This window comes from Nocardia sp. Marseille-Q1738 (genome assembly GCF_965283145.1).
In genome coordinates this window covers 433,551-448,332 of the sequence record NZ_CBDIMS010000004.1, presented here as the reverse complement: position 1 = coordinate 448,332, position 14,782 = coordinate 433,551, and the positions used below count along the sequence as shown (strand labels likewise).

General features: G+C 68.4%; 17 protein-coding genes. 14 read left to right on the top strand and 3 right to left on the bottom strand.

The genetic code is table 11. The annotated features are described in order from the left end of the window. Nucleotides 1-62: 62 nt before the first annotated feature. Together ACWPXK_RS18665 and ACWPXK_RS18660 are read left to right on the top strand one after the other, a co-directional pair. Entirely contained in the window at nt 63-488 is a 426-nt protein-coding gene (locus ACWPXK_RS18665; protein WP_454197406.1) for a ChaB family protein, read from the top strand. Beyond that, a complete protein-coding gene (locus tag ACWPXK_RS18660) occupies nt 475-969 on the top strand; it encodes a DUF6328 family protein (RefSeq protein ID WP_454197405.1) in 495 nt (164 codons plus the stop codon). The genes ACWPXK_RS18665 and ACWPXK_RS18660 overlap by 14 nt, the downstream gene beginning before the upstream one ends. A 13-nt stretch (nt 970-982) precedes the next feature. Here the strand turns inward: ACWPXK_RS18660 and ACWPXK_RS18655 are convergent, their stop codons facing one another. Then, nucleotides 983-2,194: a glycosyltransferase gene (locus ACWPXK_RS18655; protein WP_454197404.1), complete on the bottom strand. Its 1,212-nt coding sequence runs from the start codon at nt 2,192-2,194 to the stop codon at nt 983-985. A 432-nt stretch (nt 2,195-2,626) separates the two neighbouring features. Here ACWPXK_RS18655 and ACWPXK_RS18650 point away from each other — a divergent pair, with 432 nt between their 5' ends. The 11 genes from ACWPXK_RS18650 to thpD all read left to right on the top strand — a co-directional run bounded on the left by ACWPXK_RS18650 (nt 2,627) and on the right by thpD (nt 11,725). Further along, complete coding sequence (locus tag ACWPXK_RS18650) at nt 2,627-3,040, top strand: STAS domain-containing protein (protein WP_454197403.1); 414 nt, start codon at nt 2,627-2,629, stop codon at nt 3,038-3,040. A gap of 203 nt (nt 3,041-3,243) precedes the next feature. After that, nucleotides 3,244-3,927, top strand: a complete 684-nt coding sequence (locus ACWPXK_RS18645; protein ID WP_454197402.1) for a PAS and ANTAR domain-containing protein — start codon at nt 3,244-3,246, stop codon at nt 3,925-3,927. 160 nt (nt 3,928-4,087) lie between these two features. Continuing rightward, nucleotides 4,088-4,519: an anti-sigma factor gene (locus ACWPXK_RS18640; protein WP_454197401.1), complete on the top strand. Its 432-nt coding sequence runs from the start codon at nt 4,088-4,090 to the stop codon at nt 4,517-4,519. After that, complete coding sequence (locus tag ACWPXK_RS18635; RefSeq protein ID WP_454197400.1) at nt 4,509-5,294, top strand: RNA polymerase sigma factor SigF; 786 nt, start codon at nt 4,509-4,511, stop codon at nt 5,292-5,294. Before ACWPXK_RS18640 ends, ACWPXK_RS18635 begins: the two co-directional genes overlap by 11 nt. Nucleotides 5,295-5,864: 570 nt before the next feature. Continuing rightward, on the top strand, nt 5,865-6,212 hold the full coding sequence (locus ACWPXK_RS18630; protein ID WP_454197399.1) for a hypothetical protein: 348 nt from the start codon (nt 5,865-5,867) through the stop codon (nt 6,210-6,212). Between the two features lie 436 nt (nt 6,213-6,648). Beyond that, nucleotides 6,649-7,359 carry a response regulator transcription factor gene (locus ACWPXK_RS18625; RefSeq protein ID WP_454197398.1) on the top strand — a complete coding sequence of 237 codons (711 nt, stop codon included), beginning with the start codon at nt 6,649-6,651 and terminating at the stop codon, nt 7,357-7,359. A 55-nt stretch (nt 7,360-7,414) separates the two neighbouring features. Then, the gene (locus ACWPXK_RS18620) at nt 7,415-8,455 is read left to right on the top strand and encodes a sensor histidine kinase (protein WP_454197397.1); all 1,041 of its coding nucleotides are present in this window, start codon (nt 7,415-7,417) and stop codon (nt 8,453-8,455) included. 84 nt (nt 8,456-8,539) lie between these two features. Further along, entirely contained in the window at nt 8,540-9,142 is a 603-nt protein-coding gene (ectA, locus tag ACWPXK_RS18615; protein ID WP_454197396.1) for a diaminobutyrate acetyltransferase, read from the top strand. Further along, a complete protein-coding gene (gene ectB / locus ACWPXK_RS18610) occupies nt 9,139-10,416 on the top strand; it encodes a diaminobutyrate--2-oxoglutarate transaminase (RefSeq protein WP_454197395.1) in 1,278 nt (425 codons plus the stop codon). Before ectA ends, ectB begins: the two co-directional genes overlap by 4 nt. After that, on the top strand, nt 10,413-10,811 hold the full coding sequence (locus ACWPXK_RS18605; RefSeq protein WP_454197394.1) for an ectoine synthase: 399 nt from the start codon (nt 10,413-10,415) through the stop codon (nt 10,809-10,811). Before ectB ends, ACWPXK_RS18605 begins: the two co-directional genes overlap by 4 nt. Continuing rightward, nucleotides 10,808-11,725: an ectoine hydroxylase gene (gene thpD / locus ACWPXK_RS18600; protein ID WP_454197393.1), complete on the top strand. Its 918-nt coding sequence runs from the start codon at nt 10,808-10,810 to the stop codon at nt 11,723-11,725. The genes ACWPXK_RS18605 and thpD overlap by 4 nt, the downstream gene beginning before the upstream one ends. Nucleotides 11,726-11,966: 241 nt before the next feature. Here the strand turns inward: thpD and erm are convergent, their stop codons facing one another. Both erm and ACWPXK_RS18590 read right to left on the bottom strand, forming a co-directional pair. Continuing rightward, a complete protein-coding gene (gene erm, locus ACWPXK_RS18595; protein WP_454197392.1) occupies nt 11,967-12,779 on the bottom strand; it encodes a 23S ribosomal RNA methyltransferase Erm in 813 nt (270 codons plus the stop codon). Nucleotides 12,780-13,088: 309 nt separating this feature from the next. After that, nucleotides 13,089-13,373: a hypothetical protein gene (locus ACWPXK_RS18590; protein WP_454197391.1), complete on the bottom strand. Its 285-nt coding sequence runs from the start codon at nt 13,371-13,373 to the stop codon at nt 13,089-13,091. 997 nt (nt 13,374-14,370) lie between these two features. Here ACWPXK_RS18590 and ACWPXK_RS18585 point away from each other — a divergent pair. Next, a complete protein-coding gene (locus ACWPXK_RS18585) occupies nt 14,371-14,547 on the top strand; it encodes a hypothetical protein (RefSeq protein ID WP_454197390.1) in 177 nt (58 codons plus the stop codon). The last annotated feature ends 235 nt before the right edge of the window (nt 14,548-14,782 follow it).

The following is a 14,782-nucleotide window of genomic DNA, read 5'->3' as shown; positions in this document are numbered from 1 at the left end:
CCCGCGCAGATACGTCGCGAGCGGCTTCCGGACTACCGGACGTGACACGGAAGGGAGCGATCATGCCCAAGACGACGGCACGCGGCGAAGCCAAACAGTCCGAGTTGCCGACCACCCTGCGCCGGTCGGAGGAGAAAGCTCAGCGAACCTTCGCGGAGGCGCACGACGCCGCTCTCGAACAATACAACGGCAATGAGGAGCGCGCCTATCGCGTCGCCTACGCCGCGCTGAAACACAGCTACGAGAAGGTCGGCGACCACTGGGAGCCGAAACCACGTCGCGGTCCCTCCGACGAACGCGCCGAGCACGGCGGCCCGAGGGCGCAGGGGGAGACCGCCGAAGGAGTCAACGCCAATGCGCCGAAGGAGCACCTGCTGTCGGTCGCCAGGCGGCTGTCGATCCCGGGCCGTTCCCGGATGACCAAGAACGAACTCGTCGAGGCGATCGAGAAACGCAATCGCCAGGAGACCCGGCGTGCCAGAGAATGACGACGCCTGGGCGCGCCGAGAGCGTGGTGAGACCGAACTCGAACAACTGGACCGCAATTGGGCAAGTCTGATCCAGGAATTGCGCGTCGTGCAGACCGGCGTGCAGTTCCTGTTCGGAGCGCTGTTGATCCTGCCGTTCGAGGCGTCGTTCGGCACGTTGTCGCACGCCATGCGCATGCTGTATGTCGCGACCCTTGGTGCCGCCGTGGGGGCGACGGTCTTCCTGGTCGCGCCGGTGTCCTGGCATCGCATTCTGTTCCGGCGGCACCGGCTGGGCAATGTCGTCGCCGCGGCGCATCGGTGCGCGATGGCGGGGCTCGCGCTGCTGGGCGTCGCCTTGACCGGGGCGGTGATCCTCGTGGTGGACTATGTGGCGGGCAGGGCGGAAGCCGTGGCCGCGGGAACCATCCTCGCCGCGCTGTTTCTCGTGGCGTGGCTCATCGCACCATGGCGCTGGCGCGGCACTCCGACCGACCTCTGAGCACGGTCATCGCTCACCTGGCCCAGGACACGACTTCCCCCGCTCGCGCGGGAGCACCGCGGTGGTAGGCACTGAGCGTCTCGACCGCGACCCGATCCCAGGAATGGCGTCCCGCCGCACGCTGATAGCCCGCCGCGCCCCATGTTTCACGCAGCGTCGCGTCCTCGAGCAGCGGGCGAATCGCACGTGCGATCGCGTCCGGATCCGGGGGAGCGACCAACCGCCCGGTCACGCCATCGACCACCGTGTCCAGCAGGCCGCCCACGGGCGTGGCGATCACCGGCCTGCCACATGCCATCGCCTCCAGCGCCGCCGTGCCGAACGGCTCGTACCAGGGCGTGCACACCATGACGTCAGCGGAGCGGTACAGCCGCGGCAACATCGGGCGCCCCACCGGTCCGAGCAGCCGAAGGCGTTCGAGCACACCGTGATCCGCGGCGACGCGGCGCAGCCTTCGGCCTTCGGTGTTGTCCTGGTCGCCGGTCGCCGGGCCACCCGCGATCACCAGTTCGGTGTCCGGTAGTTCCCGCAGCGCCTTGATCACCGCGTCGAATCCGTTGCGCCGCACCAGTTCTCCCGCGGCAACCAGCCGATGCCTGGCGTTCCGCTCGGCGCGGCTTCCCTCGGGGGTGAACGCGCTGAGGTCGACGCCGCAGGGCACGATCGAGGTCCGGAAGCGCGGCACCCCCATCCTGGTCAGTTCCACGGCCTCGTCGGAGCAGGTCGCCACCACATGCGCCGCCCTGGTCGCGATCAGCCGCTCGAAACGGATCCGCGAGCGCGGGCTCTGGTCCGCGAGACCTTCACAGCGCCGTTGCACCGTGCCGAGTCCGTGGAACGTCAGCACCACCGGGATGCCGTCCGCCCGCGCCGCCAGCTCGGCGGCGAGCCCGGACAGCCAGTGCTGCGCGTGCACGATGTCCGGCTGTTCGAGGGCCCAGTGCCGCCGCAGAAACGTGCCGAATTCGCCGAGGTAGGGCAGTGTCCGGTCGCCCGGAAGCGGGGTAGGCGGTCCGGCCGGGACGGACACGACGCGGTAGCCGCCGTCGGCGACGTGCTCGACGGGGGACGCGGCACTGGTGCGGCGGGTGTAGACCGTCACGTCGTGCCCGCGCCGGGTGTAGGCGGCCGACAGCCCGGCCACCTGCGGACTGCGCCCGCTCGGATCGGCGGGACTTCCCTCGGCGAGCGGGCTGGCGTCTTCGGAAACCATGGCGATCTTCACCGGTTGCTCCGTTCTTGTCGCGGGCGCCGCCGGACGCGCGTATGCGCGCGGCTGCCCAACGACCGGCATCGCGTGACGTTCGGGGAATATGTGCCGGATATGCCCTGAGGCGGGCGGATGAAACCCCCCGGAGTGGCGACCGCGGCCGGATGGGCGTACTTCGCTCCGGCCGTGCGTGGGCTGAAGACGGCAGCGCTCATCAGGCGGATCGCCCCGCTCGCGGGCGTTACGGCGGTACGAGTTCTCCCGCCGAACGCTGTCGGGAACCGGTCGGCCGTGCCACACTGTAGGGAGGTTGAGATAACAGCCGACCCCGGTTCGACGCACGGCGCAGCCGGTCGATGGGACGGCATGACAACCGATTCACCCCGGGCGCCGTCTCTCGTCCCAGCCGTCGCGGAGAACTGGAATCCCCTGGATGGGAGGTTCGACTTGTCTGCCATTTCTCTGCTACGGGAGCATGCCGAGGGCGTGCATCTCGACGGTTCGGGACCGGGACGTAGGCGCGACAACCGGTTGTGGGCACAGCGGGTGGATCGCCGCCGCGAATGTGTAGTGGTCCGCGTCGAAGGCGAGTTGGACGCCGCCGTATCGGCCGAGTTCTTCGCCACGGTCGACCGAGCGATGCAGTCACCGTGCGATGCCGTCGTGATCGATCTGCGGGCGGCGAGGTTCATGAGTTTGCGCGCGGCCGTGCGGCTCGGCGCGCTCCGGAGGGCCTTGTCCAGCGGTCCGGATCTGCGGATCGTCGCGGGTGGATCGGGAGTCGAGCGGGCGCTGGAGGTCACCGGCGTGCGGTCGCTGTTCCCGCACTATCCCTCGATGCGGACGGCACTGGACGCATGAACGAGCGAACCGAGGACACAGCCGAGCACTCGCTCGGGCCGGAGCCGAGCGCCAGCGAGGCGAGGGCATGAGCGTGCGTCAGCGAGCGAACCGAGGACACGGCCGAGCACCAGCGAGGGCAGGCATCAGCTGATCTCGATCCCGCCGTGACTTCGCATCCCGATCTGCTCGCACCGCGCGCGCGGGCAACGGATACTTCTGCTGTGAGTGAGAGTGGGTCGGTCCAGCCCGAGGAAACCCTCGCGCTGGACCGGGTGATCGGGATGGGGACGCCGCAGAGCGTCGGCAGTTTTCGGTTCTGGTTCGCCGACCAGCGATGGGAATGGTCGGACGAGGTGGCTCTGATCCACGGCTACCGGCCGGGGACGGTGACGCCGACAACGGAGTTGCTATTGACGCACAAGCACCCGGACGACCGCGCCGCGGTCGCCAGTGCTCTGGCGAGGTCGATCGATTACGCGGAGGCGTTCTGCAGCCGTCATCGGATCATCGATACCACCGGCGAAGTCCACCATGTGATCCTGGTGGCCGATCGCATGGTGGACGAGGCCGGTGAGGTGGTCGGCACGTCCGGGTACTACATCGACGTCACCGAGACGCTCGAGGAACACCGGCAGGAAACGCTCGACGACGCGCTGCCCGAGTTGTACGCCGCCCGCGCGGTGATCGAACAGGCGAAGGGCGCGCTCATGCTGGTCTACGGCATCAGCGCCGAGCAAGCATTCCGGGTACTGAGCTGGCGGTCGCAGGAGACCAACGTGAAACTGCGCACCCTGGCCGCGCGACTGGTCGCCGAGCTGCCCGGGCTGACCGGCACCACGGTGAGCCTGCGTACCGAATTCGACCACATGTTGCTCACCGCCCACGAGCGGATCGGCACCGACTGACCAGTGTTTCGATCCGTCGGCGCAGGGTACGTCAACGAGCGAGTAGCGCGGCGGCCATTCAATTCACGTCTGCGGCGAGTGCGGTGTTTCGGCGGCTCGGGATGACCAGCGGTATCCAGGTCGCCGCGCGGCGGCTGCGAGGACAAGGTGGTGATGGGTAATGGGGGAGTGGATTTCCCGATCTTCTACCGAGACAACGACCGTCGGCGTGCGCGTGCCCGCTCGGTCGGAGCAGCTGACCATGCTGCGCGCCCTCGCCGAAACCGTTGCCCTGATCGCGGACTTCGCCCTGGACGAGGTGACCGACATCCGGCTCGCGCTGGATGAGGTGGCGACCTCGCTGATCCTCGACGCCGTGCCCGGCTCGATGCTGGACTGTGAGTTCACCTACGACGCCGACAAGATGTTCGTGCACGTCTCCTCGGTCGCGGTCTCGGAGTCGGTGATCGGCCAGGCCGGCTTCGGCTGGCACATCGTGCGGACCCTGACCGATTCGATCGCCGCGGCCCAGGGCTCCTACGACGGCATGCTGGGCGGGTTTCCCACGGTGATCGACTTCAGCTGGGTGCGGGGTGCCGCGGATGACGGGTGAGTCGAGATCGCGCGGCGACAGCTACGACAACATCGAACCGCTGTTCGAGAAGATCGCAGCCCTGGCCCCGGACGATCCACGCCGGGAGCCGATGCGCCAGGAACTCATCGAACGCTGCCTTCCGCTGGCCGAGCACATCGCGCGGAAGTTCTCCGGGCGCGGCGAGAATTTCGACGACCTGCTGCAGGTCGCGCGGCTGGGGTTGGTGCAGGCCGCGGACCGGTTCGACGTGGGGCGCGGATCGTCGTTCCTGTCGTTCGCGGTGCCGACCATCATGGGCGAGGTCCGGCGGCATTTCCGGGACAATACCTGGGCCGTGCGGGTGCCGCGCCGGACCAAAGAGATCCAGTTGAGCATCGGCGCGACCGTCGAGACGCTGTCGCAGCGACTCGGCCGGATGCCGAAGGCGAGGGAGATCGCGGCGGAGCTCGACGTCGATCTGGTCGAGGTGACCCAGGCCTTGATCGCGGGCAACGCCTACCAGTCCTCGTCCATCGACGCGGTGGCCGGCGACGACATCGAGAACGCACCGTTGCCTCTGTTGGACAGCCTCGGCACCGAGGAGCCCTCCTATCACCTGGTCGAAGACTTCATGGCGGTGAAACCGCTGATCGGCGAGCTGCCCGAGCGCGAGCGCCAGGTGCTGATCATGCGATTCTTCGAGTCACTGACGCAGAACCAGATCGCCGAGCGCCTCGGTGTCTCCCAGATGCATGTCTCCCGCATCCTGTCCAGGACGTTGAACTCCCTGCGTGAACAGGCGCTGCGCGACTGAGCACGCCTGACGGGCGAGTCGGACGTCGTCCGTCGTCAGCCTGCGCACGGCCGGGGTACGCCTACACCGGATTCGGTGGCATGGGGTCCGGCGATGGCCCAGGTGGTTGCGGGTCCGGAGACGGCCGGCCGGGGTCAGGCAGCGGAGGCGGCGGCACCGGTCCCGGCGTCGGCGGCCGAGGGATCGGTCCTGGCACCGGGGGCAGCGGACCGGGTCCCGGGGGACGGGGATTCGGGTCCGGAATGGGATCCGGCTCCGGAATCGGCGGCACCGGCTCCGGTTCCGGAATGGGCGGCACGGGGTCCGGCTCGGGCGTCGGGGGAACGGGATCCGGGACCGGCCGCGCCGTGCTGACACTGCGCATCGAACTCCTCCTCGCTTCATGGTCGGCGCCGCGCTGCGGCCGCGCCGTGCGCAGAAGCCGATCACCGGCCGGTTACCCAGCGATTGCGGGACGAACCGGCCGGGGCTGGGATCACGGACGGTTCGTCCGACCAGTTTGCGGAGTATGTCCCCCGGGTAGTCACTCAGGAGCCGGACAACAGATGCCAATGGCTCGAGGAGCTCGTCATGACCGACCAGCGCCGACCAGGCACCCGGAATCCGCAGTTGGGTCCGGGTGGTACTGGGTGGCCGCCCCGGACCAAGGGGATTTCCGTCACGAGGAACCACGACGTCATCCGTCGCTGGGCGCAGCAGCGTGGCGCCCGGCCCGCGACCGTGCCGGGCAGCGAGTACGACGGACGGCTCGGAGTGCTGCGTTTCGACTTCCCCGGATATGGTGGCGCCGTGCTGCGCCGGGTGGGGTGGGACGAATGGTTCGCCATCTTCGACGCGAGGAAGCTGCGCTTCTGGTATCAGGAACACAACGCCGACGGGTCGCCGAGTAATTTCAACCGCCTGGAGGCGCCGCGGTAGCCGCTGGGCCGCTGCGATCGGGGTGAGTCCCGTCACCGTCGGCGGCCGCGTCCGGAGGGGGTGGTGCGGAACACAGCACGATCGCGAGTTCCGGTGTGTGCCCGGCGTTTCCCCGCGGCCTCGAAATTACCTGAGGTACATACGAAAATAACTGTGCCCGAGTGTTTTTCGTGTACAACTCGGCGGGCTCCGTGGTGCGCACAGCAGCGGCGCATCCAGGTCAGCCGATGACCCGATCACCGCCGCACCGGTGGGCCATATAGCGTGTGTGGACGACCCGATGGGGTTCCGCGCCGGTCTGCCGGACGTTTACCGGCAGGGACTCCCGGGTATTTGAAAGCGAGCAAGGTTGCTCGAAAGCGGAAGGTCGCGTCGGTATGGGGATGCGGTAGTCCGCATCGTGACGCGCTTCCGCATGTCTGCAAGGGATAAGGTCTTGAGCGCAAACCTGATGATCGTGGAAGACGACGACCGGGTCCGTGGTGCGTTACGCCTCGCGATGGAGGATGAGGGCTACGACGTCGATGAGGCGGAGGAAGCCGAGGACGCGCTCACCCATCTGCGCAGCAACGGCGTGCCCGATGTGATGATCGTCGATCTGATGCTCGGCGGTATGGACGGATTCGAATGTATCCGGGAAATCCGCCGTGACCACGACGTTCCGATCATCGTGGTCAGCGCTCGCGACGACACCCACGACGTGGTGGCCGCATTGGAGGCGGGCGCCGACGATTTCGTCACCAAGCCGTTCGAGATCAAGGAGATCACCGCGCGCATGCGGGCGGTGCGCCGACGCGCCCGGCTGACCGCTGAGCGCGACACGCCGCAGGAGATGGTGCTGGACGCCGACGACACGGCTCCGCTGGTGCTGGCGCAGGACAGCGGCGTGGTACGCCGCGGCGACGAGGAGATCAGGCTCACGCTGACGGAGTTCCGGTTGCTGTGTGAGCTGGCGGAGTCACCCGGCCGGGTGCTCAGCCGTACCGTACTGCTCGAACGAGTCTGGGACCGTGGGTTTTTCGGTGATGAGCGGATCGTGGACGTGCACATGCGCAGGTTGCGCACCAAGATCGAACGGGATCCGTCCGATCCGCGCATCGTGGTGACGGTGCGCGGGCTCGGTTACCGCCTCGATGTGCGGCGCTGAGCGCCGCTTCGATGCGAAACGCTGGAGTCCGGGCGCTTGGAGCCTGCGCGGCCGCGTGACGGCCGCGTTCGCGGCCATCGCCGCGTTGATGTCGCTGGTGCTGGTCGTGTCGGTGTTCGTCATCAGCCGCGGGTACTTGGAGGCGCAGCGGCAGCGCCCGGGCGCCGAGTCCTCCGGTGACCTGAATGCGGATCTGGAGCTGCTGCGTAACGTGCTGATCGGCTGTGCCGTCGCGGTCACTCTGATCGGCGCGGCGGTCGGCTGGTGGGCGAGCAGGCGGGTGCTGACCCCGCTGCACCAGCTCGCCGGCACGGCCGCGCGGATCGCCTCCGGCGACCTCGACTTGCGGCTGCCTGCCACCGCGGACCAAGACCTGGCCATCACGGTCGAGTCGTTCAACTCCATGGTCGACTCGCTGCAGCGGCGCATCGAACGCGAGCATCGCCTCTTCGGCGATGTCAGCCACGAGCTGCGTACCCCGCTGACCACCCTGATGGCCAGTGTCGAGGTGCTCAATCGGCATCGCGGTGATCTGCCGGAACGTTCCCAACGCGCGGTCGGCCTGGTCACCGACGAGGTCGACCACCTGCGCAGGCTGCTGGACGATCTGCTCGCGTTGGCCCGGGTGGAGGCGGGCATGCACCACGGCGACGCCGAGCCGCTGTCGGTGCGCGACCTGCTCACCCACACCCTGGCCGACCGCCGCTACCCGGCGGGGTTGCTCAGCATCGACCAGGACGTCACCGTGCGGGGCCGCAAGCTGGAGCTGGAACGTGCGGTGGCCAACCTGCTGCACAACGCCGACCGGCACGGCGGCGGTGTGGTCGCGGTCAGCGTGCACCGCGACGGCACCGACGCGGTGATTACCGTCGATGACGCGGGGCCCGGCGTGCCGCCCGAGGACCGGACGCGCATATTCGAACGATTCGCGACCGCGCGCAGCGGCCGCCGATCGCCGGATGGAACCGGAATCGGCCTCGCGCTGGTCGCCGAAACAGTCGCCACACATCACGGCCGGGTCGACTGCACCGAGCGGCCGGGCGGGGGTGCGCGATTCGTCGTGCGCCTGCCCCGGTTGGGCGACATCCGTCCGTAACACGACCGTAAAGAAGTCGACCACTTCAGCTCAAAGTCACTTCGCAAGCCTGAATAAGTACTGCTGACCCGACGAGGGAGTTGTATGTCACTGCCAACCCTGTCCCCAGCGGAGATCGAGCGAGCGCACGTCGAAAACGCCGCGGCCGCTCTTGGGGCCGCCCCGTCCCGGAACGACACCGGGCCGCTCGTGGTCCTGCGCACGCCCCGCCTGGACGATGGCGCCGCGATGTGGCGAATCGCCAAGGATTCCGCGGTGCTCGACGTCAATTCGAGCTACGCCTACCTGCTGTGGTGCCGCGATTTCGCGGGCACCTCGGTGGTCGCCGAACTCGACGGCCGCGTCGTGGGATACGTGATCGGATACGTCCGCCCACAGGCGCCCGACACCGTCTTCGTCTGGCAGGTCGCGGTGGATCACTCGCAGCGCGGCCGCGGTATCGGCGCCGAGCTGCTGCACACCTTGCTCAACAGTGTCGCGGCGCGGGGTGTTTCGGTACTGGAGACGACGATCTCGCCGGACAACGCCGGATCCATCGCAATGTTCGCGTCGGTGGCGAGAGCAAGGGGAGCGGACATCACCCGGCACCCCTTGTTCGATGCCGGCGTCTTCCCGGACAGCCACGCACCCGAAGAGCTGTACCGCATCGCACCGACCGCCCGCACCACCGAGGAGGATCACCGATGATCAACGCCGACACCACCGTTTTCGAGAGCCTGGAGTCGAATGTGCGCGGTTACTGCCGCGCTTGGCCCACCGTGTTCACCACCGCGAAGGGCAGCTGGCTGCGCGACGAGGAAGGCAAGGACTACCTGGACTTCTTCGCCGGCGCCGGTGCGCTGAACTACGGGCACAACAACGACGTGCTCAAGCGCTCGCTGCTGGACTACATCGCCGCGGACGGCATCACCCACGGCCTGGACATGTCCACCGCGGCCAAGCGGGAGCTGCTCGAGACGCTGCGCGACACCGTCTTCACGCCGCGCGGCATGGATTACAAGGTCCAGTTCCCCGGCCCGACCGGCGCCAACGCCGTCGAGGCCGCGCTCAAGCTCGCACGCAAGATCACCGGCCGCGAGACGATCGTCAGCTTCACCAACGCCTTTCACGGCATGACTCTCGGTGCTCTGTCGGTCACGGGTAACGCCGCCAAGCGCGCGGGGGCGGGGGTGCCGCTGGTGCACGCCGCGCACATGCCCTACGACGGCTACTTCGACGGCACCACCGCCGATTTCCAGTGGATGGAGAAGGTTCTCGACGACACCTCGTCGGGCTTCGACCGCCCCGCCGCGGTGATCGTGGAGACCGTGCAGGGCGAAGGCGGCGTCAACGTGGCGCGCGCCGAGTGGTTGCGGCATCTCGCCCAGCTGTGCGCGGCCCGGGAGATCCTGCTCATCGTCGACGACGTGCAGATGGGCTGCGGGCGCACCGGACCGTTCTTCTCCTTCGAGATCGCGGGCATCACCCCGGACATCGTGACGCTGTCGAAGTCGATCGGCGGCTACGGCTTGCCGATGGCGCTGGTGCTGTTCAAGCCGGAGTTGGACGAGTGGTCGCCGGGCGAGCACAACGGAACCTTTCGCGGCAACAATCCGGCGTTCGTGACCGCGACCACCGCGCTGCGCCACTTCTGGTCCGACGACGCCCTCCAGTCCGCGACCCAGGCCAAGGGCGAGCGGATCGCACGCGCCCTGGGTGAGCTGGCCGGATACTTCCCGGGCGTCTCGACGCGCGGCCGGGGTCTCGTGCACGGCGTAGTGTTCGAGGACCCGTCGCAGGCGGGCAAGGTCTGCCAAATCGCGTTCGAGCGCGGTCTGCTGGTGGAGACTTCCGGTTCCACCGATGAGGTGGTGAAGCTGCTTCCGCCGTTGACGATCACGGAGCAGGAATTGGACCAGGGCCTGCATGTTCTCACCGGCGCCGTCGAGTCGGTGTGCGGCGGCATGGGGGCGGTCGCATGATCGTGCGCACCACCGCGGAGATCACCGGCAGCGAGCGGGACGTCCGGGGCCAGGGCTGGCGCAGCAAGCGCATCATCCTCGGCGGCGACGGCGTCGGTTTCTCCTTCCACGAGACCACCATCGACGCGGGCACGGTGCACGAGTTCCACTACCTGCACCACGTGGAGGCGGTGTGGCTCATCGAGGGCGAGGGCACGTTGACCGATCTGGACAACGACGTCAGCTACGAGCTCGCGCCCGGCTCGATGTACCTGCTCGACGGACACGAACGCCACCGCCTCGAGGTCCGCACCCGGATGCGGATGATGTGCGTGTTCAACCCGCCGGTCACGGGGCAGGAGGTTCACGACAGCGACGGCGTCTACCCGCTGGTGGCCGCGACGATCGGAGGATGAGCACACCCATGGTTCTGCAGCACACCGAAACTCGGCCCGAGACCGCGCGCTACGATCGCTACCCGACCCGGCTCGGCACACCCGCTCCGCACTTGGAGCGCGAAGACCCCACGGTGTGGGGAAAGATCGACAGCCCCGAACTCGCGTCGTTCGACGCCGACGGGTTCGCCATTTTCGACGAGTTGCTCACTCCCGGCGAGGTGGCCGAGTTCAGCGGCGAGATCACCCGGCTCGCCGGGGATCCCGCGCTGCGGGACGACGACCGGCTCATCGTGGAGAAGTCGTCGAACCGGGTGCGCTCGATCTTCGAGGTGCACAAGCTCAGCGCCGCGGTCGCCGAGCTCGTGCGTCAGCCGCGGGTGCTCCGGTTGGCCGAGCAGGTGCTCGGATCGGAGGTGTACGTGCACCAGAGCCGGGTCAACTACATGCCCGGCTTCCGGGGCACCGGTTTCTACTGGCACTCGGACTTCGAGACCTGGCACGCCGAGGACGGCATGCCCACCCCTCGCGCGGTGAGCTTGTCGATCGCGCTGACCGACAACTACCCGATCAACGGCAGTCTGATGGTCATGCCGGGCTCGCACCGTACTTTCGTGCCGTGCCTGGGCAGCACCCCGGCCGAGCACTATCGGGAGTCGTTGCAGGAGCAGGAGATCGGGGTGCCGACCGCCGAGGACATCACCGCGCTGGCGAACCTATATGGAATCAGCCAGTTCACCGGCCGGGCCGGCTCGGCGCTGTTGTTCGACTCCAACCTGATGCACGGATCGTCGAACAACATCACGCCGTTCCCCCGCTCGAACATCTTCGTGGTGTTCAACAGCGTGGAGAACACCCTCGTCGAGCCGTTCGGCGCGCCCGCGCCGCGGCCCGGCTACATCGGCAGCCGCGACTTCACGCCTCTGTCGGCCTGACCGATCCGCCATCCCCGCCGGTTCCGGCTGAACCGCGGACGTGGTCCGCCGCTGGACGATGCCGGCATCACCGTGGCTGCCGGAGTCGACCAGCAGGGTAGGCCGACCGCGGCATCTCCGGCGAATGCCCATCGCCGAGATGCCGCGGTCGGCCCGCCTGCCGTCGTTATCCGGGCGTTGGATGCCGCAGGTGCCCGGTCGGCTGTTTCCCGGCCCACCGGGCACTCCCAGCAGGGCCCGGTCAGGTGCGCAGTGCTCGGTAGAGGACCAGCCAGCGATCGGGTGAGACCAGCCCGACCGGCTGGTCGAGCGGAATTCCGGCCGCCGCGCAGGCGGCGCGCACTGCGCCGGCCGGGAACTCGCGGCGCAGTGACGCGGCCAGGCAACCGCCGACTCCCGAGAAACCCAGCTCGACCACCCTGCGGTAGTCGCCGATCAGCTCGCGCGGGAGCAGCGGATCGGGCCGGTTGCGCAGCCGCAGGACGGCTGTGTCGACTCGCGGAACCGGGTGGAAGCTGTGCCTGCCGATACGCGCGCCGAGCTCGATCGCCGTCGTGGGCCAATGGCTGACGGCAAGCTTGGTCCAGCGGCCGTAGTCGCCGGAATGCTTGCGGGCGAACTCCATTTGGGTGAGCAAGGTGGCGGAGGTGAGCCGCCGCGCGGCCAGGCACCAGCGCACGATGTCGGTCGTGATGGCGAACGGCACGTTGGCCACAACGGCGAACGGCTCCCGTGGAGCGCGCACGGTGCGGAAATCCCTGTGGTACAAGTGTATTCGCGGATCATTCGCGTACCTGCGGCGCAGCAGATCCGCGTAGTGCCGGTCCTTCTCGTAGGCGCGGACGCGGCCTGCGGTACCGAGCAAGTGCCGGGTCAGCATGCCGTCACCGGGTCCGACCTCCAACACCAGGTCGTCGGCGCCCACACCGGAGGCGCGCACGATCAGGCGCGCGGCACCGGCATCGGTGAGAAAGTTCTGCGACAGCCGCATTCGCGTGCTCGGGGTGCTGAGCCTGCTGCCTCGGGCAAGCGGAAGAGAGCGATGGCGGGACATGGGTGTCCTCCGAACGGAGTGGTCGAATCAGGAAGGTTGATTCGCCCGGACCCATGCCAGGGCACGGCGGATCCGACGGCGCCTATCGGCCGTCGGCGTGGATTCCGATCGAATGGATCAGAAGATCAGAGCGGTGCGGTGCGCTGGCAGAGCCCAGGCCGCCCTACGCAGCCGGATGTAATACCCGCCAACCGCGTATGCGGTGTTCACACCGCCACTGCCACCCATGCCCGGCAACCTACGGCATGCTCGGAGGCACGCGCCAGCTATTTTCCGTTCGAGGTCGTCGGTCCGGCATCGACCCCACCGTTACGTCGCCTCACCGAGCACGTCGGAGGGTTGCTGCTCGGCGGCGTAGGCACGCCAGGAATCGGCCTCGGCGTGTTTGCCCTGCTGGTCCAGCACATCGGCGAGCCCTGCCATAGCGCGAGGTTCGCGGCGTTCGGCGGCGGTGCGCCACCAGGTTTCGGCTCCGGCGCGATCACCGTGCCGGTACCGGACCAGCCCTAGTTCGTACGCGGCGCCCGCGTGCCCGGCCTCGGCGGCCTGGGTCCACAACCCGCAGGCTTGTTCTTCCTCCCCCATGGTGGACATGGCGACGCCGAGATCGTAGAGCGCGCCGCGATAGCCGGGATCGCCCGACTGCCTGGCCTCGGTCGCGGACCGCGGCGGATCGACTGCCGCGGATCGTTCGCCGGCCCGCGGTCGCGACGGCGGATCGGTCGCGGTATCCGGAACGGGTGGGTTGGGGGCGGAGCTGGGAGTTCCTACTGGTGGTTGCCTGTTCTGCGACGACGAACTGGGGGCTGAGTGTGTGGTATTCGTCGCGCTCTGCATGGTCGCTACCGGCGGGCCTGGAGAATGCTGCGGGGGCTGCGTATACGGCGCCTGTGGGGTGGGTGCCGAGTCCCAGGGGTAGGTCGCAGGATGTGTATTCGCGACCGGCGGGCCGAAGGGAGGGTTCGAAGCATCCATGGTGTGCTGTGCCGTGTTCGACACCCGTGGGCTGGAGTCAGTGCGTGGGGTGTCGGTTACCAGATGCGGGGCCAGCGGGTTGGGAGCATCGACCGGTGGTAGCCGGGGGACTTCCGCCGCGGAGCGACGGGACGCGAGCCTTGGGTGGGAGGAAGTGCCGGGGCCATCTGCTGCGGGGTGCGTATTCCCCAGCAGCGGGCTGGGTGCTGAATACGAGGAATCTGCCGGAGAGTGTGGGTTTGTCAGCAATGGACCGGCGGCGCGGAGGGGGCCGTTTGCTGTGGCCTGCGTTTCCGAGTCCGGAAGGTGTAGCCCTAGGTGCGGGGGATCCACTGGGGATTGCGTGTCGCCGCCGACCGATCCGGGGGCGGAACGCGGAGCTTCCTGGGCAGGCCGCCGTGACGACTGTACGTTCGTGAAGAGACTGCCCGCGCGTCGGCCCGGGACCGGTTGCCCGTTGGCAGGTGGGCGGCCATTCGCGACCTGCGGGGACTCGCCCACGGTCGTACTGGCGGTAGTGGTGGATTCGCCCGCCCGCGGAGCAGCGTCGATGCGGGGAATAGGCATTGTCTGCGCTGTGGGGGGACCTTCGGTGGATGCAGAGGGAGTGGGGGGCGTGCTCATCGCCATCGGTGTCGTCGCGGGCGCGTTCGCGGCGGATACGTCCGGGGCGACGACCGTGGGAGCGGTCGACACCGCCACGACCAGGTTGGCGAAGTTCGGGGGCCCCTCGCCGATGCTGCACCACAAGACGACTCGCCCCTCGGGCCGGTGCTCGACGACGATGCCGTAATTGCCGGTCCAGGACTTCTGGGTGCCGAATTCGTCCACCCAGACCGGGGTGAGAGTGACCAACGTGCTCGGGGCCGTCGGCGTCACGTGGAAGCCGACACCTTCGGCGAGTGCGTCGCTCCACGCATCGACTCCGGCCAGCGACCGCCCGTGCAAGTCCACATAGCCGTCGACCACGGACAGACCGATCCCCAGCCCGCGCAGCCCGGCGGGCGGCGCCGCGGAAAGCATTGTCA